The following is a 23275-nucleotide window of genomic DNA, read 5'->3' as shown; positions in this document are numbered from 1 at the left end:
TGTTTGGTGGAGTCGGTGGACGTGGGTGGGTGAGGCGGGTTCGCCGCCGGTGTAGGCGATGCGGGTGGTGGTGAAGGTCTCGGGGTGCTCGTCGGTCAGGTAGTTGAACAGGCTCGACGACAGTTGCAGCATCGTGACGGCGTGTGCCTGCGACAGCTCCGCGATCACCGCGGGCTCCGGGCGTTGTCCGGGTTGGAGGATGGTGGTGCCGCCGTGGAGGAGGGCGCCCCAGAATTCGAGGCTGAAGGCGTCCCAGGAGACGGGGGAGCACTGGAGGAAGGTTTCACCGGGTCCGAAGGTGGCGTAGGTCTGGGCGGTGAGGGTGGAGACGAGGTTGCGGTGGGAGGACAGGATGCCTTTGGGCCGGCCGGTGGAGCCGGAGGTGAACATGACGCAGGCGGCGTCGTCCCAGGTGAGGGGGACGGAGAGGGGTGTGGCGGGCTGTTTCGCGATGGTTTCGGCGTCGGTGTCGATGCGTACGGTCGTCCAGCTGTTTCCGGTCAGTCGGGTGTGGTGGGTGGTGTCGGTGATCAGGGTGGTGATCGAGGCGTCCTGGGCGGTGCGGGTGAGGCGTTCGGCGGGGAACTCGGGGTCGAGGAGGGCGTAGCCGGCGCCGGTTTTGAGGACGGCGAGGAGGGTGATGGCGAAGTCGGTGCTCCGGTCGAGGAGGATGCCGGCCAGGTCGCCGCGGCCGAGGCCGGTGGTGGTGGTGAGGTGGTGGGCGAGCTGGTTGGCGCGGGTGTCGAGGTCGGCGTAGGTGGTTTCCTGGCCGCCGAAGACGAGGGCGCGGGCGTCGGGGCGTAGCCGGGCCTGTGCTTCGAAACGGTCGACCAGCGTCTCCCGGGGGGTGTCGACGCGGATCCCCGTCCACTCCTCCAGCACCTGACGCCGCTCCGCCGCGCCCAGCAAATCAACCTCGGCGAGCGGAAGTTCGAGGGGAGCCGACAACGCGGCGTCCACGAACCGCAGGAACCGGTCCTGGTGTCCCGCGACCGCGTCGATGTCGCACACCTCGGGCGCCGCGTCGAAGTCGATCCGCAGACCGTCATCCGGCCCCACGTCGTACACGCCGACCGCCAGGTCCTCCACCGGCCCGTTGCTCAGGTTGTGCTGCGAGGTCGGCAGCCCGCAGAAACGCATGCCCGGTGTGAACGCCATGATGTTGATCAGCGGGGCCGTGATCCGCCGCTCCGCCTCGCCCAGACCCAGGTCGCGGCACATGTCCTCGTACCGGGTGCGCTGGTGCTTCAGGGCCCGGCGCGTTTCGGTGACCACCGAGGCCAGCAGCCCGGCCGTGGTCGTGCCCGCCGGGACCGCGACCCGTAGCGGCACGACGTTCGACATCATGCCCGGGGTCCGGCGGGCCAGCTCGGTGCGCCGGCCGGTCACCGGCAGGCCCAGCACCAGCTCCGGGCTTCCGCCGGCCCGGTGCACGTACGCCGCCACCAGCGCGATGACCAGCATCGACCACGGCGCCCGCTGCGCCCGCGCCACCTCCCGCAGCCGCTCCGCCCGCTCCGGCGGGAGCACCACGGTCCGGCGTACGAAGGGCAGCGCACCCGGCGCCGTACGGCCGGTCCGGCCCTCCCCGAGGCGCGGCGTCGGCGGCAGTCCGGTGAGGTGCCCGGCCCAGTGGGCGCGGTCCGCGGCCCCTTCCGGCGAACTGCGGTAGGCGTCGTCCTCGGCCAGCAGCTCCGCCAGGGAGCCGAACGGGCTCGGGCCCCAGGGCTCACCGGCCGCCGCGCGCTCGTACAGTTCGACGAGCCGCTGGTCGAGCAGGGCGATGCCGAGGCCGTCGATCACCAGGTGGTGGAAGGCGTGGAAGTAGTACCAGCGCTGCTCGCCGCCCTCGGTCCGGCCCGCCCGGACCAGGACGTGCCGGGTGAGCCAGTCCGCCTCCAGATCGAACGGCCGGGCCAGCTCCGCCGCCATCCAGGCGCGGCCCGCCGCCGCCGGGTCGGGCTCGCCGTCCAGGTCGACGATGCGCAGGGACCGTCCCGCCGGCTCCGGGTGCAGCTCCTGCCACAGGCCGCCGTCCTCGTCGGAGCCGGTGCCCCGGACGCGCAGGACGTCGGCCTCGCGGGCCAGCTGGTACCAGGCGCGGGCCAGCAGGGTGATGTCGAGGGAGCCCGTGAGCTCCCGGTACTCCCCGATGTTGTAGCGGCAGCCGGTGCCGTCGAGGCCGTGGGCCGTCCAGATGTCGCGCTGCGCCGCCGACAGGGGCAGCCGCACAGCGGCCGGCCCGTGCGCGCTGCTCTGTTCGGACGCGGTGGGAGACATGCGGAGGCTCCTCGGGAGGGTGGTGGTGGGGTGGATCCGTGAGTCCGTGAGTCCGTGGATCCGTGAGTCCGTGGATCCCTGGATCCCCGGATCCGTCGACTCGTGGATCCGTCGATCCGTCGATCCGTTCATCCGGATGCGCCGGGGGCGTGCCGTCCGGCCGTACGTCATACAACCCGCGGCCCGCGGACCGCGGCGGCAGTTGCTCCGGCACTCCGGCAGCAGTTCGGGGGGAAGGGGCGGTCCGGCGGCATCAGGCGCGTTGCGGGGTCCGGTGGAGGGCGGCGCGGACCAGGCCCAGGACGCGGAAGCGGGAGCCGTCGCTCTCGTGCGCGGCCCGGACCATGCCGCCGATCAGCAGCTCGCGCAGCATCCGGCCGGACTCCGGCAGGCCGCGCCCCGTCAGCGCCGCCACCTCCACCAGCCCGAACTCCGCGTCGTGGCCGTCCGGTTCCGCCGCGCACAGGGCGTCCATCAGCTCGCGGGCCCCGGCGGACAGGCGGGCCGCGCGCCGGTGCAGGGCCGTCCGGAAGCCGTCGGCGCCCGGGCCGCCGCCGAGGTGGTCGAGGAGGGCGACGGGATCGGCGTCCAGGCTGTGGCACAGGGTCGTCAGGTCGCAGACCACCAGCCAGGACGCGGCCGCCGCGAGCGCCCCCGGGTGCCCGTCCAGCCGCCGGCAGAGCCAGGCCGCCCGCTCCAGCTCGGCCGGCCCGGCCGTGAACTCGGGCCGTACGCGCCGGACCTGGTCCAGGAACACCCGTACGGCCGGGGCCGCCGCGGCCGCTTCGGGCGTCGTGCCCCGCGCGGGGACCTCCAGCGGGGACAGCAGGAAGATCCGCTCCCCGGGCGTCTCCCACGGCCGCTCCGAGGTGACCAGCAGGCGCAGCCCCGGGCAGGCGCGCAACAGGGCGGTCAGCCGGTCGAACCGGGGAGGGGTCGCCGGGGCGCCGTCGAGTACCAGCAACACCGGCTGTTCGCCCAGGAGTTCGGGCGGGCCGCCGGACGCCGGACCTGCCGTGTCTGCCGGGCCCGCCGTGTCCGCCGTGTCCGCTCCCGTCGCGGGGGTGGTCCCGTAGAGCCAGGCCACCGTCTCGGCCACCCGGCCGCCCAACTCCACCCCGCCGCAAGGCAGATAGTCGGCCGTCGCGCCCGGGAAGGCGTGCCACAGCACCGGTATGCCCGCCCGGTGCAGCCGTTCGGCGACCTCCAGCGCGATCCGCGTCTTGCCGACCCCGCCCAGCCCCACCACGTTCACCAGCCGCTCGCCGCCCTCGCGGAGCTCCCGCTCCAGGACCGCCGACTCCGCGTCCCGCCCCGGCATCGCGTGCAGCGCGGTCGGGGGCGCCGGGGGCAGGGCCCAGGCCTGGCCGCCCGCCCGGCCCTGCTGGGCCGCGGCCTCCAGGGCGGCCCGGGCCCGGGGGCCCAGCCGCAGCGCGTCCGCCATCAGTCGCACCGTGTCGGGGCGGGGCCGTCTGGCCTTGCCCTGCTCCAGATCGCGGATGGCGCGCACGCTGATCGTCGAGAGGTCGGCCAGCTCCCGCTGCGTGAGCCCGATGCGCAGCCGGTGGGCCCGTATCAAAGCTCCCACCCGGGTGGTCGTTTCGGTGTTCCCATGGGCGTTCATAGAGGCGCTCCCGGTGACGGTGTGGGGGAACGGCGAGGTCAGGGGTGACGACCCGGTTCCTGCTCCCCATCCTCGGCAGCGCGCTATCCCCCGGGCATCTCCGGCCGATCGGGCCCCGGCCGTACCCGCCGCTATCACCGCCGGGCGGAATATAGGTCCGCTCAAGCAGGACGTGATAGCGCGGGGATAGGGGCGGGGCCGGTGCGGGGATTCCGGCCGTTCCTACGTTGTGGTCCAGAAAGCAGGAAGCGCCCCGGAAACCCGGAGCGCACCGACGAAAGGACCCGACATGAACCTCGCCCCCGCCCTCCGCGCCGCCCTCGTCACCGTCGCCATCGCCGGAGCCGCGGTGCTCGGTACGCAGGCCGCCCAGGCCGACGGCCCCGCCACCAACGGCACCACCGCCGGTACCACCGCCCCGCAGGCCACCCCCGCGCCGAGCACCTCCACGGCCACCAACCCGTGGGACTGAACGCCCCGAGGGGAACCGGGCCCGGACCCGGACCCGGCCGTCGGCCACCGCCGCCGGCCACCGGCCGCCCGACCCGCCGCCGTCCGTCCTGTCAGGAAGCGCCCAACAGCTTGACGGCCTCGGCGAGTTCCCGCTCCATCCCCCGGTCGCGGAACGCCCGTACCGCGCTCTCCAGCAGCTCCCGGGAGCGCGACCGCTCCCCGGCGCCGCCGCTCGCCGTCAGCAGCCGCGCCAGGTCCAGGCGCACCAGGGCGGCACCGCCCTGGTCCATGATCTGCTCCCGCACCGACAGGGCCTGCGCGTAGAAGCCGCGGGCCGCCTCGCACCGCCCCATCTCGGCGTGCGCGTGCCCCAGATCCCGTAACAGGTGCCCCTCACCGATCACGTCACCGCTCTCCCGGCACAGCTCCAGCACCTCGGTGTACGTGTTCACCGCCCGCTCGTGCTCCCCCTGCCCCTGGAGCAACTGCCCCGCCCTGCGCAGGGTCCGGGCCTGACCGCCGGTGTACCCCACGGAACGGTAGATGCCGAGCGCCTCGTCGAGCCGGCTCTGCGCCGCCGAACTCTGGCCCCGCCGCATCCAGATGTGCGCGCTCTGGGTCAGCACGATCGCCCGGCCCACCACGTCACCCGCCTGGTCGAAGTCGCGTAGCGCCCGGTCGTACAGGGAGAGGGCGTGGTCCTCGTTGCCCCGCATCCGCTCCAGCAGCGCCAGGTCGCGGTGGCACAGCGCGAGCCCCTGCCGGTCGTCCAGCTCCTGGAACAGCCCGAGCGCCGTCGTCAGCGCCGACCGGGACTCCTCGCTCTGGCTCCGCCCGAGGTAGAGCACCCCGAGCGAGCTCAGCAGCGCCGCCGTGCCGCGCGTGTTCCCGGCCGCCCGCGCCGACTCCAGCGCGAGCCGGTGCGTACGCTCCCAGTCGTCCAGGTAGCCGCGCCCCTCGAAGAGGGTGGCCAGGGTGGTGGCCAGGTCCCAGCACAGCTCGTCCATCTGCTCCCGGGCGGCGTGCTCGACCGCCTGCACGAGATTCGCGTGCTCGCTGTCGAGCCACCCCAGCGGGTCCACCAGCAGCTCGTCGACGAGGCTCGCCGGGGGCTCCCAGCGCGGCGCGGAGCCGTGCAGCACGGTGAAGTCGCCGCCGTAGATGCGCCGGTGGGCCTGCTCCGCCAGCGACATCCAGCCGCCCAGCATGCGGGCGGTGGCCGCCTGCTGGTCGGCCGGCTCGTGGTGCGCGGCGAGCTGCTCGCGCGCGAACACCCGGATGATCTCGTGGAAGCGGTAGCGGAACCCGCCCGTGGACTCCACCCCGACGACGTCCAGCATCTGTACGTCGACCAGCGGTTCGAGCAGATCCGAGGCGAACGGCCGCGGATCGTCCAGCAGCGCCCCGGCGAGCCAGCCCGGCAGGGTCTGCCCCTGGGCCAGGCTGAGCAGGCGCAGCAGCCGGCGGTCCTCCGACGCCAGACCGTCGTGGGTGAGGGAGAGGCTGGCCCGCATCGTCATCTCGCCGTGGGTCAGCTCGTCCAGGCGGTGCCGTTCGTTGGCGAGCCGGTGCACCATCGACGCCAGCGTCCAGTGCGGGCGGGCCGCGAGCCGGGCCGCGACGATCCGCAGCGCGAGCGGCAGGCCGCCGACGGTCCGGATCAGCGCCTCGACCGCCGCCGGCTCGCGGGCCACGCGGTCCTGGCCGATGACGCGGACCAGCAGCTCGACGGCGTGCTCGGTGCCCATCACGTCCAGCTCGACGCGGTGCGCCCCCGGCAGGCCGGTGAGCCGGACCCGGCTGGTGACGAGCACCGCGCAGGTGTTGCTGCCGGGCAGCAGGGGCCGTACCTGGCTCTCGGACGCGGCGTCGTCCAGCACCACCAGCAGGCGGCGGGAGGCGAGGAGCGTGCGGTACATCTCGGCGCGCTCGTCCTGCGACTCGGGGATCACCGGGCCGGGGATGCCGAGGGCGCGCAGGAACCGGCCCAGCACCTCGCCGGAGGTGGCGGGGGTGCCGGTGCCGCGGAGATCGCAGTACAACTGGCCGTCGGGGAAGGCGGTTTCGCTGAGCCGGTGCGCGATGTGGGTGGCCAGGGTGGACTTGCCGGTGCCGGGCTTGCCGACGATGACGGCGACCCCGACGGCGCGGCGGGCGGTGCCGGGGCCGGTGCCGTCGGGGGCTCCGAGGAGGGCCTGCTCGACGCGGACGATCCGCGCCTCGTCCCCGACGAAGTCGGAGGTGTCGGCGGGCAACTGCCGAGGCCTCTCGACGGGGGCGCCGGGCAGGTGGGGGCGGGGCGCCGGCTGTGCGGCGTCGCTGGGATACGGTCCGGTGGCTCCGGCGGCGCCGCCGTGGGAGGCGGTGGTCCCCGGGTACGTCCCCGGCGCGGGTCTGTCGGCGGGGGCCCCGACCGACGTGCCGGGGTGCCGGGCGGGCTCGCCGGGGAGGACGGCGTGTGTCCCGGGTCTGGACCCGGAGGCTCCGCCCGGCTGGGCCGGTCCGGGGTAACCCCCGCCGAAGGGTGTGGGCAGAGCGCCGACGAAACCCCGGATGGCGACGTCCACCGCCCCGGCCGCCACCGCGGACACGACCCCGCCGTTCGCACCCTCCGCAGCCCAGGCCGCCCCCGCGACTGCGGCGGCCCCCACCGGCTCGCCGGGGCGGGCGCCACCGCCCGGTCCGCCCGCAGCCCAGTCGCCCCCGGCTGTTCCGGCGACGCGGCCCGCCGGTCTGTCTGCCGCCCAGACGCCTGCGGCGGCTTCGCCGACTGAGCCCGCCATCCCGTGCGTCGACCCTCCGGCGGCCCGGCCGCCCGCAGCCCAGTCGCCTCGGGCACCTCCGGTGGCCAGGTCACCCGGTCCGCCCGCTGCCCAGACGCCCCCGGCAGCTTCGCCGGTGGGGCCCGTTGGTCCGCCCGCCGCCCAGTCGCCTGCGGTGGCTTCGCCGGTCGGGCCCGTTGTCCCGTGCGTCGGCCAGGCGTGCGCGACGGCCCGACCGGCCGCCGGCCAGACGGCATCGGCATCCGGCCCGCCGGAGGCGGACGCCTCCGCCGCCCGGGCCGCCGGGACGCCCGCCGCGTCGGTGGGGCCGTTCCAGCTGGCGGCCACCGCGCCACCCGCCGCGTCGGCGGGACCGTTCCAGGGACCCGCCGTCAGGACGGCCGACGCATCGGCGGGGCCGTTCCGCGAGCCGGACGTGCCGCCGGTCGGGCCGGCGGCGGGGGTGCCCCAGCGGTCGGCCGGGGTGTCGGTCGGGCCGGCGGGGGGCGTGCCCCACGGGGTGTCCGGTGGGGTGTCGCGCGGGGCCGGGGTGTACGGGGTGCGGGTCGGGGGGAGGGGTGGGACCGCGCCCGAGAGGATGGCCCGTTCCAGGCCGCGCAGCTCGTCCCCGGGTTCCAGGCCGAGTTCCTCCACCAGCAGCTCGCGCCCGACCCGGTAGCTCTCCAGCGCCTCCGCCTGCCGGCCCGACCGGTACAGCGCCAGCATCAGCTGCCCGCGCAGCCGCTCCCGCAGCGGGTGGACCCGTACCAGCAGCTGGATCTCCCCGACCAGCTGGTGGTGGCGCCCCAGGTCGAGTTCCAGTTCGATGCGGGTCTCGGCAGCCGTCAGCCGTTCCTCGTCCAGCTGGAGCGCCTTGCTGCGCAGCGTCTCGCTCGACACCCCGCTCAGGCAGTCGCCCTGCCACAACTCACCGGCGGCCCGCAGCAGTTCCACCGCCTCGGCGGTCTCCCCCCGCTTGCGCAGCGTCCGCGCCTGCGCGACCCGGCGGGCGAACACCGCCGCGTCGACGAGGTCGCCCTCCGTCTTGAGGGCGTACCCCGGCGGCCGGGTGGTGATGGCGGCGGCGATCGCGGCCGTCGTGAAGACCTTCCGCAGTCGCGACACGCAGATCTGCACCTGCGTCCGTGCCGTGTCCGGCGGCTCGTCGTCCCAGATCAGGTCCACCAGATAGTCCGTGCTGACGACCCGGTCCGCCTCCAGCAGCAGCGCGGCGAGGATGACCTCCTGCCGCCCCGGGGGGATCCGCACCGGACCGCGCGGACCGGTCACCTGGAGCGGTCCGAGGATGCGGAACACCACCGTGTCCGGGGTGTGCGGAGCCCCGCCGGGCGAAACGGTCATGATTCTCCCAGCTGGAGGCACACCAGAGAACGGGTGGAGCGCGGGGTCAGTCTCCCCGAACACCTCCCCGGTGTCCATGGTGTGGAGATTGCGTGGTGGTGAACGCGATAGGCCCGGGATAGCCCGGAGTTGTGGCGTCGGCGGATCGTGGGGACGTCGGCATCCGGAGAGCGGGTGCGGCCGTACGAAAGGACCTCCCATGACCAGTCGGCACGCCGGGGGGCGGCTGACGCCCAGCCGGGTCGTCACCGCCTCCGGGGTGGACCATGTGCGTCTCGCCTACCACTACCTCGACACCGGGGACCTGGACGGGTACGGCTCCCTGCTGCACGCCGGCACCGCCCTCGGCGCCGACCTGGAGCGGCCGGCGGGCACCGGGTCCCGGCACCACATCACCCGGATCGTCGCCGAGGGCGACTGCGTGATCGCGATGGGTCGGCTCGCCCCGCAGCAGAGCGAGTTCGTCGACGTGTTCACCCTCTCGCCCGAGGGCATGCTCCGCGACTGCCGCCGCTTCTACCCGGCCGCGCCGCCGCCCGGACTCCGCGCCTCCTAGCGCCCTGCGGCATGCTGGGCAGACAACCGTCCCGTACCAGCACGGAGTTGTCTTGACGCACACCGCACCGCCGGCCGGCCGCCGCCACGTCCCCTTCGAGCGGCTGCACAACTTCCGCGACCTCGGCGGCTACCGGACCGCCGACGGCCGGACCCTCGCCTGGGGGCGCCTGTACCGGGCCGACTCCCTCGGCAAGCTCCAGGGCGCCGACTGGGACCGCTTCATGGAGCTCGGCGTCCGGACCGTGATCGACCTGCGCTACCCCTGGGAGATCGAGGCCAAGGGCCGGATACCGCAGCCCGAGCGGTTTACGTATGCCAACCTCAGCATCGAGCACCGGCCGTACGACCAGGCCGCCGTCGACCCCGCCCTCGACCCCTGGCGCTACCTCGCCGACCGTTTCGCGGAGGTCGCCGAGGACGGGACCGAGGAGATCCGCCGGGCCATCGAGCTCATCGCCGACGGCCCCGGCCCCGCCGTCTTCCACTGCACCTCCGGCAAGGACCGCACCGGGCTCGTCGCCGCCCTCGTGCTCACCCTGCTGGAGGTCTCCGAGGAAGAGGTCCTGGCCGACTTCGCCCTCACCGAGCTGGCCACCGAGCGCCTCACCGCCGACTGGCGCGCCGCCCACCCGGGACGCACCCTGCGCTGGCCCTCGTACGGGCGCGCGCCGGCCACCGTCATGTCCCTGGTCCTCGCCGACCTCACCACCCGTTACGGGTCCCCGGCCGGCTACCTCACCGACGCCGTCGGCATCACGCCCGCCGTCACCGAGCGGCTGCGCGCACGGCTCCTGACGTAACGTCAGCCCAGCCCGTCACGGGGCGGCGGCCGGAAAAACCCCGTGCCCCGCCCCGGCCGCCGCTCGTAGACTCGCCCCACGCGCCGCCGACAGGGCGGCCGCGTACCCGTTGCCGAGCGAAGAGAAGGGGAACCGGCCATGCGCACGCACCGCACCGCCGCCGCCGTTCCCCCGTCCCGGTACGACGTGATCCTGGTGTCCCGCGGCGCGCGGTAACGGCTGCGCGGCCGTCACCGCCCGCCCCTGACGCACCTTGGGTCCCCCCTGCCCCGCCCCGCCCGGCGCTCCCGAAGCCGCCGCGCGCGCCGCGCCGGGCCGTGGACCCGCGTCCGCCATCGCGCCGCCCCGCTCCACTTCGCCCCTCGGCACCGAAAGGCCCCGGGCCATGCGCACCGACCGTCCTGTCAGCACCGCGAACCCCCTCGCCACCCTCCGTAACCTCGGCATCCTCGCCCACGTCGACGCCGGCAAGACCACCGTCACCGAGCGGATCCTCTTCGCGACCGGAGCCGTCCACAAGCGCGGCGAGGTCCACGACGGCACCACCGTCACCGACTTCGACCCCCAGGAGCGCGACCGCGGCATCACCATCTCCGCCGCGGCCGTCAGCTGCACCTGGGGCGGCCACCGCGTGAACCTCATCGACACCCCCGGGCACGTCGACTTCGCCGACGAGGTGGAGCGTTCCCTGCGCGTGCTCGACGGGGCCGTCGCGGTGTTCGACGCCGTCGCCGGAGTCGAACCGCAGAGCGAGTCCGTGTGGCGGCAGGCCGACCGGCACGGCGTGCCGAGGATCGCGTTCGTGAACAAGCTGGACCGGGCGGGCGCCGACCTCGACACGGCCGTCGCCTCGATCCGGGACCGGCTCGGCGTGATCCCGCTGGTGGTCCAGCTGCCCGTCGGCCGCGAGGACGGCTTCACCGGCGTCGTCGACCTGCTGCGCATGCGCGCCCTGATGTGGCGCGCGGGCGCGGACGGGACCGCGTACGCGGTGGAGGAGGTCGCCGAACCGCTGCGCGCGGAGGCCCTGCGCCGCCGCCGGATCCTGGAGGAGGCGGTCGCCGAGCTCCACCCGGAGGCACTGGAGGAGTTCTGCGCGGCCTCGGCGCTCACCGAGCGGACCCTGGTACGGGCCCTGCGCGAGCTGACCCTCGCCCGGGAGGCCGTGGTGGTGCTGTGCGGCTCGGCGTACCGCAACCGCGGGATCGAACCCCTGCTGGACGCCGTACGGGACTACCTGCCCGCGCCGTCCGACCTGCCGCCGGTCCGCGGCACGGCCCCCGACGGCACGGAACGCGAACGCGCCCCCGACCCGGCGCAGCCGCTCGCCGCCCTCGCCTTCAAGGTGACGGCGACGGCCACCGGACGGCTGACCTTCCTGCGGGTCTACGCGGGCACCCTGCGCAAGGGCGACGCGGTACGCGATCCGGCGACGGGCCGTACGGAACGCGTCGGGCGGATCCTGCGCGTGCAGGCCGACCGGCACGAGGAACGGGAGGAGGCGTTCGCCGGTGACATCGTCGCCGTGATCGGCCTCAAGGCCGCCCGGGCGGGCACGACCCTGTGCGCGCCGGGCGCGCCGCTGCTGCTGGAGCCGCCCCCGGTGGCGGAGCCGGTGGTGTCGGTGGCGGTCGAGGCGCACCGCGGCACGGACACCGGCCGGCTCGCGACCGCGCTGGCCCGGCTGGTCGAGGAGGACCCCTCGCTGGTCGTGCGCACGGACGCGGAGACCGGGCAGACCGTGCTGTCGGGGATGGGCGAACTGCACCTGGAGGTGGCGGTGGAGAAGATCCGCCGGGGCCACGGGCTGGAGGTGTCCGTCGGCCGCCCGCAGGTCTCGTACCGGGAGACCGTGGTGCGCGGGGTGACCGGTTTCGTGTACCGGCACGTCAAACAGGACGGCGGCGCCGGGCAGTTCGCCCACGTCGTCATCGACGTCGAGCCCGGAGAGGAGGAGCCGGGCTTCGTGTTCCGGTCGCAGGTCACCGGCGGCCGGGTCCCGCAGGAGTACGCGCGCGCCGTCGAGGCCGGCTGCCGGGACGCGCTCGCCGAGGGCCCGCTCGCCGGGCACCCGGTGACGGGGCTGCGGGTGGTCCTCACGGACGGGGCGACCCACTCAAAGGACTCCTCGGAGATGGCGTTCCGGGCGGCGGGCCGCTTCGCGCTGCGCGAGGCCCTGCGCGCGAGCACGCTGGAGCTCCTCGAACCGGTCGCGGAGGTCACGGTGACCCTCCCCGAGGACGCGGTCGGAGGAGTCCTCGGTGACCTCGCGGCTCGCCGGGGCCGGGTCACGGGCTCCACCGCGCGGGCCGGCACCGCCGTGATCACGGCGACGGTGCCGCTGGCCGAACTCTTCGGCTACGCGTCCCGCCTGCGCGGCCGCACGCAGGGCCGGGGCACCTTCACCAGCCGGCCGGCGGGCCTCGCCCCCGCGCCGCGCTGATCCCGCACCTCCGGCCCCGCCCTCCCCGGGCGGGGCCGGAGGCCTGCCCGGGCAAGGGCCCGCACCCTCCCTTACATACCCCCCATGGGTATGCTACGTTGCTCCGCGTAGGTACCCCCCAGGGGTATGGGTAGAGGAGAGGTCAGGGCAATGTCAACCGTCAATCCCCGGCGCTGGTGGGCACTTGGCGTGCTTGCCACCGCACAGTTCATGGTGATCATGGACACCTCGATCATCGGAGTCGCGCTCCCCGAGATGCAGAAGGACCTCGGCTTCTCGCAGGGCGAGCTGCAGTGGGTCTTCAACGCCTACGTCATCGTCTTCGGCGGGCTGCTCCTGCTCGGCGGCCGGCTCTCGGACCTGTTCGGCGCGCGCAAGATCTTCGCCACCGGCTGGGCGACCATGATCGTCGGCTCGGTGCTCGCCGCCGCCGCGCAGAGCGCCGCCGTCGAGATCGCCGGCCGCGCCGTCCAGGGCGTCGGCGGCGCGCTGATCGCCCCGTCCGCGATGACCCTGCTGATGATGCTCTTCGGGCACAACCCCAAGGAGCTCGGCAAGGCGATGGCCCTCTACGGCGCCGCCGCGCCCGCGGGCGGCACGGCCGGCGTGTTCCTCGGCGGTGTGTTCACCGAGTGGATGAGCTGGCCGTGGGTGTTCATCATCTACGTGCCGATCGGCCTCGCGACCCTCGCCGCCACCAGGCTGCTGCCCGCCGTCCAGGCCCGCCGCGGCTCCGTCGACGTCCTCGGCGCCGTCGCCGTCACCGCCGGACTCGCGCTCGCCGTCTTCGCCGTCGTCCGGGCCCCCGAGACCGGCTGGGGCGCCACCGCCACCGTGCTGGAGCTGATCGGCGCGGCCGTCCTGCTCGCCCTCTTCTTCGTGGTCCAGAAGACCGTCCGCGAGCCGCTGATGCCGCTCAACGTGTGGCGGATCCCGCGGCTCGGCTCGGCCAACCTGGCCATGACGCTGCTCGGCGCCGCCTGGATCCCGATGTGGTACTTCCTCAACCTCTACCTCCAGCAGGTCCTGCACTACGGTGCCTTCGCCTCCGGCGCCGCCCTGCTCCCCATGACCGTGCTGCTGATGATCTTCATGACGGCGATCACCGCCCGCCTGCTGGGCCGGTTCGGTGCGAAGCCGCTGATCGCGGGCGGCCTGCTGGTCCTCGCCGCCGGGCTGGTCTGGCTGTCCGCCGTCGAGCCGACCGGCACCTTCCTCGTCGACGTCCTGCCCGCCTCGCTCGTCGCCGCGCTCGGCATGGCGCTCGCCTACATCCCGTCGATGATGGCCGCGATGGCCGGCGCCCCGCAGGAGCAGGCCGGTCTGGCCTCCGGCATCGTCAACACCACGTACAACGTGGGCTCGGCCCTCGGCCTGGCCGCGCTGACCGCCCTCGCCACCACCCAGGGCGCCGGACAGCTGGGCGACCTGCCCGCCCTCACCGACGGCTTCAGCGCCGCGTTCCTCGGGGCCGCCGGCATCGCGGCCGCCGGAGCGGTGATCACGTTCCTCACCATGAAGAGCGACCGGCCCGCCGCCGCTGCCGCCTCCGACGCCGGGGCGCCGCGCGCCGAGAAGGCGGGGGTCTGACGGACGCGGCCACCCGCGCCCGCCCAAGGGGTCGCCCGACGTCCTCCCCGGACGTCGGGCGCCCCCTTTTCCACATCCCGCGCGCGCCCGGCCCGCCCGACCCGTAAGCCAAAACCAACCAGCCCGCCTGTTTCAACACCCCGACGACGAAGGGAAACCCCCCCGATGCGAGACATCCGTACCCGCGCCGTGCACCTCGCGGCGGCCCACGAGGGCACCGACCACCCCGTGAGCCGGCCGCTGTCCGTGCCGCTCGTGCAGTCCTCCGCCTTCGCCTTCGACTCCGCCGACGCGCTCGCCGGCGCCATGGCCGGACCCGACGGCGCGTACGTGTACGGCCGCCGCGGCAACCCGACCGTACGCGCCCTGGAGCGGACCCTCGCCGACCTGGAGGGCGGGGCCTGCGCCCTCGCCTTCGCCTCCGGCATGGGCGCCATCAGCGGGATCCTGCTCGCGCTGCTGCGCCCCGGCGACCGGGTGGTCGCGCAGCGCTGCCTGTACGGGGGAACGTACGCCGCGCTGAGCGACCTGGAGCACCGCTTCGGCGTCGAGGTCGCGTACATCGGCGGTGACGACGTCGCGGAGTTCGAGGCGCTCACCGGGCCGCGCACCCGGCTGCTGCTCCTGGAGACCATCGCGAACCCCACGGCCCACGTCCCGGACCTGCCGGGGCTGCTGGCGGCGGCCCGCCGCCACGGCGTCATCGGCGCCGTGGACAACTCGCTGGCCTCGCCCGTGCTGTGCCGCCCGATCGAGCACGGCGCCGACATCGTGCTCCACTCCACCACCAAGTACCTCGCCGGGCACTCCGACGTCATCGGCGGGGCGGCCGTCTTCGCCGATGACGCCCTGCGCCGCGAGGTGTGGCCGCGGACCGTCGAACTCGGCGCCGCCGCCGACCCGTTCGCCGCCTGGCTGACGCTGCGCGGCATCGCCACGCTGCCGCTGCGGATGCGCGCGCACTGCGCCGGCGCCGCTCTGCTCACCGACCGGCTGGCCGGCCACCCGGCGGTGGCGGCCGTGCACTGGCCGTGGCTGGGAACGCACCCCTCGTCCGTACGGGCTCGCGCGCTCCTCTCGGGCGGCGGCGGCCTCGTCTCCTTCGAGCTGACCGGCGGCCGCGCGGCCGGCCGGGCCTTCGTCGAAGGCGTCCGGGTGGCGCGCCTCGCCCTCTCCCTGGGCGGGGTGGAAACGCTGGTCACCCACCCCGCGAGCACCTCCCACCGGGAGCTGGACGAGGGGGCGTTGGCCCGGGCGGGCATCGGCGCGGGCCTGGTGCGGATGTCGGTGGGCATCGAGGACCCCGAAGACCTGTGGCGCGACATAGAACAGGCACTGCGGTCTTCTTTTGGGTTGACAAAATAATAGGCGGATTCGTAGATTGGTTCACGCCAGAGAAACAACCACTCCGCTACGTCAAGGGGGGCGCGTGATGCGCTACTTCGAGGACTTCCGGACCGGTGACGTCCACGAGCTCGGCACCGTCACCGTCACCGCCGAGGAGGTGCGGGAGTTCGGCAGGCGCTTCGACCCGCAGCCCTTCCACACCGACCCGGAGCTCGCGGCGCAGTCCCCGTTCGGCGGTCTCATCGCCAGCGGCTGGCACAGCGCCTCGATGTTCATGCGGCGCTACGTCGACGGCCTGCTCGCCTACAGCGCCTGTACCGGCTCACCGGGCGTCGACGAGATCCGCTACCTGCGGCCCGTGCGCCCCGGCGACGTGCTCACGGCGCGCGTCGAGATCCTGGGCTCGCGCCCCTCGCCGTTCAACCCGGCCACCGGGGTCGTCCAGCCCAAGTGCACGCTGGTGGACCGCGACGGGAACGTCGTCTTCAGCATGATCCTGCACAGCATCTTCCAGCGGCGGCCCGCCGGGACCGACGCCGCACACCCCGTCTCGGCGTGCGCCGCGCAGGACCCCGTGGTCCGCGTCCGCTCCCTGGCCTGAAACGCCGTCACCGGGCCGCCGCCCCCGACACCCGGGTGGCCGGCCCCGCACCACCCCACCCCACCCGCCGAAGTGAAGGGAGACCTCCCGTGGAGGCCGTATCCCGCACCGCCCAGTGGACCGCCGCAGCGCGCGCCCTGGAGACCGACCGCGAGGACCGGCTGTTCGCCGATCCGTACGCGCGCACCGTCGCCGACACCATCGGCTTCGACCTGCTGGACCGCTACGCCGGCGCCGGAACCGTACCGTTCCTCGCCATCCGCACCACCTACCTCGACCGGGCCATCGTCCGCGCCGTCGAGGACCATGGCATCCGCCAGGTCGTCTTCCTCGCCGCCGGCATGGACACCCGCTTCTACCGGCTGCCGTGGCCGGACGGCGTCACCGTCTACGAACTCGACCGCCCCGCCCTCCTGGAGGTCAAGGCGGACATGCTGGCCGGCGAGCCCGCGCCCGCCGGACGCACGCGCGTCACCGTCCCCGTCGACCTCACCGAGGACTGGACCGGCCCGCTGCGCGCCGCCGGCTGGAACCCGGCCGAGCCGGTGCTGTGGGTCGTCGAAGGACTGCTCTTCTTCCTCCCCGAGCAGGCGGTGCGCCACCTCATCTCCACGCTCGCCGCGCAGGCCGCGCCCGGCTCCGTCCTCCTCGGAGACGTCATCAGCCGGGCCGCCCTGGAGAACCCGCTCTCCCGCGCCTTCCTCAACTGCCTGGAGGAGGACGGCAATCCGTGGCTGTTCGGCACGGAAACCCCCGAGCAGCTCCTCGCGGAGTGCGGCTGGGACGTCCGCGAGGTCCGCCAGCCGGGCGAGACCGGCGCCGACTTCGGCCGCTGGCCCTACCCCGTCCCGGCCCGCGCCGTCCCGCGCGTCCCGCGTTCCTTCCTGTTCACCTGTGACCTCCCGACCGCAGAGGTGAGAGCGGCATGACCGGCAGCACCCCCGCGTTCCACCAGCGCGTCATCGACGACGCCGGCGCCGCCGTACGCGGCCTGACCGTCGCCCTCGGCGAACGCCTCGGCCTGTACCGGGCGCTCGCCGCGGCCGGCCCGCTCACCCCCGCCGGCCTCGCCGCACACACCGGCATCGACGCCCGGTACGCCGAGGAGTGGCTGCACGCCCAGCTGAGCGCCGGGTACGTGGTGCGCGACGCGGAGGCGGGCACGTACGCGCTGCCCGCCGAGCACGCCCCCGTCCTCGCCGACCCGGACGCCGTCACCTACGCCGCCGGGTTCTTCACCGCCCTCAAGGCGCTGTACGCGACCGAGGACCTCCTCGTCGACGCCTACCGCACCGGAGAGGGCGTCGGCTGGGCCGAGCACGACCCCGCCCTCGACACCGGCATGGGCAGCTTCTTCCAGCCCACCTACGAGCACCGCCTCGTCCCCGACTGGCTGCCCGCCCTCACCGGCGTCACCGGCAAGCTCGCCGCGGGCGGCACCGTCGCCGACGTCGGCTGCGGCGTCGGGCACACCACCCTGCTCATCGCCAAGGCCTTCCCCGAGGCGACCGTGTACGGCTTCGACTACTCCGAAGAGGCCATCTCGCTGGCTCGCCGGCTCGCCGATGAGGCCGGACTCTCCGACCGGGTCGTCTTCGAGGTCGCCTCCGCCGACGACTACCCCGGCACCGGCTACGACCTGGTCACCTTCTTCAACGCCCTGCACGACATGGGCGACCCGGTCTCCGCCGCCCAGCACGTCCACAAGTCCCTGGACGCCGACGGCACCTGGATGCTCGTCGAGTCGAACGTCTCGCCCGCCGACATCGACACCCAGACCCCCGCCGCCCGCATGTTCATGGCCCTCTCCGCCGTGATGTGCCTGCCCGTGGCCGTCGCCCAGCGCGGCCCGCACGCCCTCGGCAACCACTCCGGCGAGCAGGCCTTCCGCGCCATCGCCGAGGAGGCCGGCTTCACCCGCTGGCGCCGGGCCACCGAGACCCCCGTCAACGCCGTGTACGAAGTCCGGCCGTAGACCCGCGGTCCGCGCCGCCCCCGCCCCCCAGCCCGGCGCCCCACCACCCCACCCCGAGGAGACCCCATGGGCGTCAGCGCCCCCCTGCCGGTCAGCGACCGGTTCCTGGAAGTCCTGGACCGGCTGAGCTCCCGTTCCATCGAGGAGTACTACAACCCGTACCAGCAGTTCGACTGGCCCGAGAAGCTCGACGAGGGCCGCATGTGGATGACCCCCGAACTGCTCACCGTCTACGGCACCCCCTTCTACGAGGAGCTCGGCGAGGAGACCCTCCAGCGCCTCTCCAAGTGGGAGAGCATCAACTTCTACAGCCTCAACGTGCACGGCATCCGCGAACTCCTCATCGAGGTCGTCGGCCGGATCCACATGCCCGGCTTCGAGGTGCCGTCCGACTTCTTCCACCACTTCATCGGTGAGGAGAACGAACACATGTGGTTCTTCGCCGAGTTCTGCCGCCGCTACGGCGACAAGATCTACGGCTCCACCGCCCTGCGCGCCGACTCCGCCTGGGAGCCGGAGGTGGAGAACTTCCTCGTGTTCGCCCGGATCCTCTTCTTCGAGGAGCTCGTCGACCACTACAACACCCGGATGGCGCGCGACGAGACGCTGTGCCACACCATCCGCGAGGTCAACCGCATCCACCACCAGGACGAGTCCCGGCACATCGCCTTCGGCCGCGAACTGGTCTCCCTGCTCTTCACCCGCATGCGGGAGGCGGTCTCCGCCGACCGCGTCGCCGAGGTCGAGGCCTACCTCAAGCGGTACGTGGTCTACAGCGTCAACTCCCTATACAACCCCCACGTCTACCGCGACGCGGGCATCGCCGACCCGATCGCCCTGCGCAACGCGCTGGTCGCCGACGCACGCCGGCGCCCCTTCGAGCGCAAGACCATCCGCAAGCCCCTCGGCTTCTTCCTGAAGACCGGGATCTTCACGGACGACGTACTGCCCGTCGTCTGAGAGGGCCGACCGCCGTCCGAGAGGTGATCCCCCCGTGACCATCACGACCACCAGCACCGCCGCCACCGCCACCGCCCCCACCGGCCTGCCTTCGCTGGGCCCCGAGGGCACCGCGCTGCTGCGGCTGCTCGACGACACCTTCGAGGGCTGGGGCGTGGGCGCGGGCGCCCGGTCCATGACCATGCCCCCGCTGCTGCCCGCCGCCGACCTGGCCCGGCTCGACTACTACGACAACTTCCCCCACCAGGCCGTCGTCGCCGCCCCGCTGAACCTGGACGTCAGGGAGACCAGCGAGTTCTGTACCGACACGGGCTGTTTCCCCTGCGACGCCCTGGAGCCGGCCGCCCTCGGCCTGCCCTCCGCGTCCTGTTACGCCGTCTACATCGACCACCAGGGCCGCCCGGCCGCCGACGACGAGCTCGTCACCGTCGTCGGCTGGTGCTTCCGCAAGGAAACCCACTACGAGGGGCTGCGGCGCCAACTGGGCTTCCGAATGCGGGAGATCGTCGCCATCGGCACCCGCGAACACGCCGAGGCGCACCTGACCGCCTTCACCGCCCGGATCAACGCCTTCGCCGAGGCCCTGGACCTGCCGCTGCGCCGCGAGGCGGCCTGCGACCCCTTCTTCGACAAGGGCGGCTCCAAGGCGGTCCTCCAGCGCCTGACCCCGGTCAAGCACGAGTTCCTGTACGAGGACCTCGCCATCGCCTCGGTCAACACCCACCGCAACTTCTTCGGCGACCGCTGCGACATCCCGCTGGCCTCCGGCGGCGGCCCGGCGTACACCAGCTGCGTCGCCTTCGGCCTGGAACGCTGGCTGTCCGCCCTCACCCGGCGCCACGGCGGCTGGGAGGCGGCGACCGCCGCCGTACGCGCCGCCGCCGCGGCGGGGCCGGCGCTCTGAGATGCCGACCCGACCCGTCGCCCCGCCGGCGGGCGGCCCGGGCTGGGCGAACCTCGGCATGGACATCGTGTCCGTCACCCGTGTCCGCCGGCTCCTCGGCCTCTACGGCGAGGACTTCTTCCAGCGCGTGCTCACCCCCGGCGAACTCGCCGACTGCCACACCTCCACCCGGCTCGACGTCCTGAGCCTGTGCGGGCGGATCGCCGCCAAGGAGGCGGCGTTCAAGACCCTCCGCGTCACAGGCGTGCTCCTGCCCTGGCGGGACATCGTCGTACGGCGCTCCGAAGGCGGCTGGCCCCTCGTCGAACTCCGCGGCCCGGCGGCCGCGTTGGCCGCCGAGTCCGGCATCGCCGCGATCACCGTGACCATCAGCCACGACGTGGACTACGCGGTCGCCGTCGCCGCCCCGGTCCTGGGGGACACCGACCCGGGACCGCCCGGACCGCCCGCTGGCCCCCCGGTGGCGGAGCCCCACACCCCACCCACACACCGCACTTCAAGGAGAGACACCATGTCCGAAGGTCTGCAGCTCATGAAGAACTGGCTCCTCGCCCGCCACGAGGACCTGGACGACATCGCCCCCGACCTGGACCTCATCGAGACCCGGCTCATCGACTCGCTGTCCTTCGTCGAGTTCGTCTTCCTGCTGGAACAGCACAGCGGCCGGGCGATCCAGATGGAGACCCTGGAGGTCGACGAGATCCGCACCCTCGACGCGATCGAGACCCACTTCTTCGCCGGGCGGCCGGCCGAGTCGGCCGAGGCGGCCCAGGCGGTGCAGGCATGAGCACACGCCTGTTCACCTCGGAGTCCGTGACCGAGGGACACCCCGACAAGATCGCCGACCGGATCAGCGACACCGTCCTGGACGCGCTGCTGCGCGCGGACCCGGCCTCCCGCGTGGCGGTCGAGACGCTCATCACCACCGGCCAGGTCCACATCGCCGGCGAGGTAACCACCACCGCCTACGCGCCGATCCCCGAACTCGTCCGCGCCGCCATCCTCGACATCGGTTACGACTCGTCCAAGAAGGGCTTCGACGGCGCCTCCTGCGGTGTGTCGGTGTCCATCGGCGCGCAATCGCCCGACATCGCGCAAGGCGTGGACACCGCCTACGAGCAGCGGGTGGAGGGCGAAGGGGACGAGCTGGACCAGCAGGGCGCGGGCGACCAGGGCCTGATGTTCGGCTACGCCTGCGACGAGACGCCCGAGCTGATGCCGCTGCCGATCCACCTCGCGCACAAGCTCTCGCGCCGCCTCACGCAGGTCCGCAAGGACGGCCTCGTCCCCTACCTCCGTCCCGACGGGAAGACGCAGGTCACCATCGAGTACGACGGCGACCAGCCCGTCCGCCTGGACACCGTGGTCGTCTCCTCGCAGCACGCGGCCGACATCGACCTGGACGCGCTGCTCACCCCCGACATCCGCGAGTTCGTCGTCGAACACGTCCTCGCGGAACTCGCCGCCGAGGGCATCAAGCTGGTGACCGAGGGCTACCGGCTGCTGGTGAACCCGACCGGCCGCTTCGAGATCGGCGGCCCGATGGGCGACGCCGGCCTCACCGGCCGCAAGATCATCATCGACACCTACGGCGGCATGGCCCGCCACGGCGGTGGCGCCTTCTCCGGCAAGGACCCGTCGAAGGTCGACCGTTCCGCCGCGTACGCCATGCGCTGGGTCGCCAAGAACGTGGTGGCCGCCGGGCTGGCCGCCCGCTGTGAGGTCCAGGTCGCGTACGCCATCGGCAAGGCCGAGCCCGTCGGCCTGTTCGTGGAGACCTTCGGCACCGGCACCCTGCCGGATGAGCGCATCCAGGAAGCCGTCACCCGCGTCTTCGACCTGCGCCCCGCCGCGATCATCCGCGACCTCGACCTGCTGCGGCCCATCTACGCCCAGACCGCCGCCTACGGCCACTTCGGCCGCGAACTCCCCGACTTCACCTGGGAACGCACCGACCGCGCCGAGGCCCTGCGCCAGGCCGCCGGGGTCTGAGATGCGCATCGCTGTCACGGGATCCATCGCGACCGATCACCTGCTGACCTTCCCCGGCCGATTCGCCGAACAACTGCTGGCGGACCAACTGGACCGGGTCTCCCTGTCGTTCCTCGCCGACGGACTGGACGTACGGCGCGGCGGCGTGGCGGCGAACATCGCCTTCGGCCTGGGCGTCCTCGGACTGCGCCCGCTGCTGGTGGGCGCGGTGGGCGCCGACTTCGAGCCCTACCGGGTATGGCTCAAGGACCACGGCGTCGACACCGACCCGGTCCGGGTGAGCGACACCCTCCACACGGCCCGCTTCGTGTGCACCACCGACGCCGACCAGAACCAGATCGCCACCTTCTACGCGGGCGCCATGGCCGAAGCCCGCGCGATCGACCTGCGGGAGGTCGTCGCCCGCTGCGGACGGCCCGACCTGGTCGTGGTCTCGCCGGACGACCCGGAAGCCATGCTCCGCCATACGGCCGCCTGCCGTGAGCTGGGCCTCACCTTCGCCTCGGACCCCTCCCAGCAGCTGGCCCGGCTGACCCGGGCCGAGGTGCGCGAGCTGATCGACGGCGCCGGGCGCCTGTTCACCAACGCGTACGAGTCCGCCCTGCTGTGCGAGCGCTCCGGCCTGACCGAAGCGCAGGTACTGGCCCGGGTCGGCTCCTGGATCACCACCGATGGCGAGGCCGGCGTACGGATCCGCGCGGCGGGCCGGCCGACGCTGACCGTGCCCGCCGTCGAGGTCGCGGAGGTCGTCGACCCCACCGGCGTCGGCGACGCCTTCCGCGCCGGATTCCTCGCCGGGACGGCCTGGGGCATACCCGAGCGGTACGCGGCCCAGCTGGGCTGCGCGGTCGCGGCGACCGTACTCGGCCACACCGGCACCCAGGAGTACCGGCTCTCCCGGGAACCCCTGTTGGCCCGGCTCCGTGCCACGTACGGCCCGGCGAGCGAAACGGAACTGTCCGCACACCTGAGGGGGCTGCGATGAGGCGCTCACTGCGCGCGGAGCTGGCGACCCGCGTGGTGGTCGCGGACGGCGCCATGGGCACGATGCTCCAGGCCGCCGACCCCACGGACGAGGACTTCCTCGGGCTGGAGGGCTGCAACGAGATCCTGAACGTCACCCGCCCCGACATCGTGCGCTCCGTGCACGACGCGTACTTCGCGGTGGGCGTCGACTGCGTCGAGACCAACACCTTCGGGACGAACCTGGCCGCCCTCGCCGAGTACGGGGTGGAGGGTCGCCTCTACGAGCTCGCCGAGGCGGGCGCCCGCATCGCCCGCGCGTCGGCCGACGCGTACACCGCCCGGGACGGCCGCCCCCGCTGGGTCCTCGGCTCCATGGGCCCCGGCACCAAACTGCCCACGCTCGGACACGTGCGGTACGAGCCCCTGCGCGAGGCCTACCAGCAGAACGCCGAGGGCCTGATCCATGGCGGCGCCGACGCCCTGCTGGTGGAGACCACCCAGGACCTCCTCCAGACCAAGGCCGCCGTCATCGGCGCCCGGCGGGCGCTGGACCGGTGCGGGGCGGGGGACCTCCCCCTGATCGTGCAGGTCACGGTAGAGGCGACCGGCACGATGCTGCTGGGTTCGGAGATCGGTGCGGCGCTGACGGCGTTGGAGC

Annotated in this window: 18 protein-coding genes; 15 read left to right on the top strand and 3 right to left on the bottom strand. The window is 73.8% G+C overall.

Annotation, left to right across the window (positions count from 1 at the left end):
- Positions 1 to 2280: AMP-binding protein (locus ACZ6ZT_RS34045; protein ID WP_469724274.1), on the bottom strand; the 2280-nt coding region annotated here is incomplete at its 3' end.
- Positions 2281 to 2533: 253 nt separating this feature from the next.
- A complete protein-coding gene (locus ACZ6ZT_RS34040) occupies positions 2534 to 3904 on the bottom strand; it encodes a helix-turn-helix domain-containing protein (protein ID WP_469724272.1) in 1371 nt (456 codons plus the stop codon).
- Positions 3905 to 4193: 289 nt separating this feature from the next.
- Between ACZ6ZT_RS34040 and ACZ6ZT_RS34035 the strand changes: the two genes are divergently transcribed.
- On the top strand, positions 4194 to 4376 hold the full coding sequence (locus ACZ6ZT_RS34035; RefSeq protein ID WP_469724271.1) for a hypothetical protein: 183 nt from the start codon (positions 4194 to 4196) through the stop codon (positions 4374 to 4376).
- A gap of 91 nt (positions 4377 to 4467) precedes the next feature.
- Here the strand turns inward: ACZ6ZT_RS34035 and ACZ6ZT_RS34030 are convergent, their stop codons facing one another.
- Positions 4468 to 8481: an AfsR/SARP family transcriptional regulator gene (locus ACZ6ZT_RS34030; RefSeq protein WP_469724270.1), complete on the bottom strand. Its 4014-nt coding sequence runs from the start codon at positions 8479 to 8481 to the stop codon at positions 4468 to 4470.
- Between the two features lie 199 nt (positions 8482 to 8680).
- Between ACZ6ZT_RS34030 and ACZ6ZT_RS34025 the strand changes: the two genes are divergently transcribed.
- From ACZ6ZT_RS34025 to ACZ6ZT_RS33960, 14 genes are all read left to right on the top strand, one after another.
- Positions 8681 to 9037, top strand: coding sequence for a nuclear transport factor 2 family protein (locus ACZ6ZT_RS34025; protein ID WP_469724268.1), 357 nt, complete (start codon positions 8681 to 8683; stop codon positions 9035 to 9037).
- A 52-nt stretch (positions 9038 to 9089) separates the two neighbouring features.
- Positions 9090 to 9839: a tyrosine-protein phosphatase gene (locus ACZ6ZT_RS34020; protein WP_469724267.1), complete on the top strand. Its 750-nt coding sequence runs from the start codon at positions 9090 to 9092 to the stop codon at positions 9837 to 9839.
- A gap of 385 nt (positions 9840 to 10224) precedes the next feature.
- The gene (gene fusA, locus ACZ6ZT_RS34015; protein ID WP_469724266.1) at positions 10225 to 12282 is read left to right on the top strand and encodes an elongation factor G; all 2058 of its coding nucleotides are present in this window, start codon (positions 10225 to 10227) and stop codon (positions 12280 to 12282) included.
- Positions 12283 to 12432: 150 nt separating this feature from the next.
- Positions 12433 to 13872, top strand: coding sequence for an MFS transporter (locus ACZ6ZT_RS34010; protein ID WP_469724264.1), 1440 nt, complete (start codon positions 12433 to 12435; stop codon positions 13870 to 13872).
- A gap of 165 nt (positions 13873 to 14037) precedes the next feature.
- Positions 14038 to 15237, top strand: coding sequence for a trans-sulfuration enzyme family protein (locus ACZ6ZT_RS34005; RefSeq protein ID WP_469724263.1), 1200 nt, complete (start codon positions 14038 to 14040; stop codon positions 15235 to 15237).
- Positions 15238 to 15304: 67 nt separating this feature from the next.
- Entirely contained in the window at positions 15305 to 15820 is a 516-nt protein-coding gene (locus ACZ6ZT_RS34000; RefSeq protein ID WP_469724262.1) for a MaoC family dehydratase, read from the top strand.
- An 89-nt stretch (positions 15821 to 15909) separates the two neighbouring features.
- Positions 15910 to 16749 carry a class I SAM-dependent methyltransferase gene (locus ACZ6ZT_RS33995; RefSeq protein WP_469724260.1) on the top strand — a complete coding sequence of 280 codons (840 nt, stop codon included), beginning with the start codon at positions 15910 to 15912 and terminating at the stop codon, positions 16747 to 16749.
- Complete coding sequence (locus ACZ6ZT_RS33990) at positions 16746 to 17795, top strand: class I SAM-dependent methyltransferase (RefSeq protein WP_469724258.1); 1050 nt, start codon at positions 16746 to 16748, stop codon at positions 17793 to 17795. The genes ACZ6ZT_RS33995 and ACZ6ZT_RS33990 overlap by 4 nt, the downstream gene beginning before the upstream one ends.
- A 66-nt stretch (positions 17796 to 17861) precedes the next feature.
- A complete protein-coding gene (locus ACZ6ZT_RS33985; protein WP_469724256.1) occupies positions 17862 to 18755 on the top strand; it encodes a diiron oxygenase in 894 nt (297 codons plus the stop codon).
- A gap of 34 nt (positions 18756 to 18789) precedes the next feature.
- Positions 18790 to 19659 (top strand): class-II aminoacyl-tRNA synthetase family protein, encoded by an 870-nt coding sequence (locus ACZ6ZT_RS33980; protein ID WP_469724254.1) that lies wholly within the window; start codon positions 18790 to 18792, stop codon positions 19657 to 19659.
- A gap of 1 nt (position 19660) precedes the next feature.
- On the top strand, positions 19661 to 20446 hold the full coding sequence (acpS, locus tag ACZ6ZT_RS33975; protein WP_469724253.1) for a holo-ACP synthase: 786 nt from the start codon (positions 19661 to 19663) through the stop codon (positions 20444 to 20446).
- Complete coding sequence (metK, locus tag ACZ6ZT_RS33970) at positions 20443 to 21651, top strand: methionine adenosyltransferase (protein ID WP_469724252.1); 1209 nt, start codon at positions 20443 to 20445, stop codon at positions 21649 to 21651. Before acpS ends, metK begins: the two co-directional genes overlap by 4 nt.
- A gap of 1 nt (position 21652) precedes the next feature.
- The gene (locus ACZ6ZT_RS33965; protein ID WP_469724251.1) at positions 21653 to 22636 is read left to right on the top strand and encodes a carbohydrate kinase family protein; all 984 of its coding nucleotides are present in this window, start codon (positions 21653 to 21655) and stop codon (positions 22634 to 22636) included.
- A partial coding sequence (locus ACZ6ZT_RS33960) for a homocysteine S-methyltransferase family protein (RefSeq protein ID WP_469724250.1) occupies positions 22633 to 23275 on the top strand: 643 nt, incomplete at its 3' end. The genes ACZ6ZT_RS33965 and ACZ6ZT_RS33960, both read left to right, overlap by 4 nt.

The organism is Streptomyces sp. NPDC102258, from assembly GCF_055584685.1.
Note: the sequence above shows the minus strand (reverse complement) of the source record. Positions and strands in the feature narration are given on the sequence as shown.

Bases quoted from the DNA above. Each gene is read 5' to 3' on its own strand.
- ACZ6ZT_RS34040 (WP_469724272.1), bottom strand. From the start codon at position 3,904: ATGAACGCCCATGGGAACACCGAAACGACCACCCGGGTGGGAGCTTTG.
- ACZ6ZT_RS34035 (WP_469724271.1), top strand. From the start codon at position 4,194: ATGAACCTCGCCCCCGCCCTCCGCGCCGCCCTCGTCACCGTCGCCATC.
- ACZ6ZT_RS34030 (WP_469724270.1), bottom strand. From the start codon at position 8,481: ATGACCGTTTCGCCCGGCGGGGCTCCGCACACCCCGGACACGGTGGTG.
- ACZ6ZT_RS34025 (WP_469724268.1), top strand. From the start codon at position 8,681: ATGACCAGTCGGCACGCCGGGGGGCGGCTGACGCCCAGCCGGGTCGTC.
- fusA (WP_469724266.1), top strand. From the start codon at position 10,225: ATGCGCACCGACCGTCCTGTCAGCACCGCGAACCCCCTCGCCACCCTC.
- ACZ6ZT_RS34010 (WP_469724264.1), top strand. From the start codon at position 12,433: ATGTCAACCGTCAATCCCCGGCGCTGGTGGGCACTTGGCGTGCTTGCC.
- ACZ6ZT_RS34005 (WP_469724263.1), top strand. From the start codon at position 14,038: ATGCGAGACATCCGTACCCGCGCCGTGCACCTCGCGGCGGCCCACGAG.
- ACZ6ZT_RS34000 (WP_469724262.1), top strand. From the start codon at position 15,305: ATGCGCTACTTCGAGGACTTCCGGACCGGTGACGTCCACGAGCTCGGC.
- ACZ6ZT_RS33990 (WP_469724258.1), top strand. From the start codon at position 16,746: ATGACCGGCAGCACCCCCGCGTTCCACCAGCGCGTCATCGACGACGCC.
- ACZ6ZT_RS33985 (WP_469724256.1), top strand. From the start codon at position 17,862: ATGGGCGTCAGCGCCCCCCTGCCGGTCAGCGACCGGTTCCTGGAAGTC.
- acpS (WP_469724253.1), top strand. From the start codon at position 19,661: ATGCCGACCCGACCCGTCGCCCCGCCGGCGGGCGGCCCGGGCTGGGCG.
- metK (WP_469724252.1), top strand. From the start codon at position 20,443: ATGAGCACACGCCTGTTCACCTCGGAGTCCGTGACCGAGGGACACCCC.
- ACZ6ZT_RS33965 (WP_469724251.1), top strand. From the start codon at position 21,653: ATGCGCATCGCTGTCACGGGATCCATCGCGACCGATCACCTGCTGACC.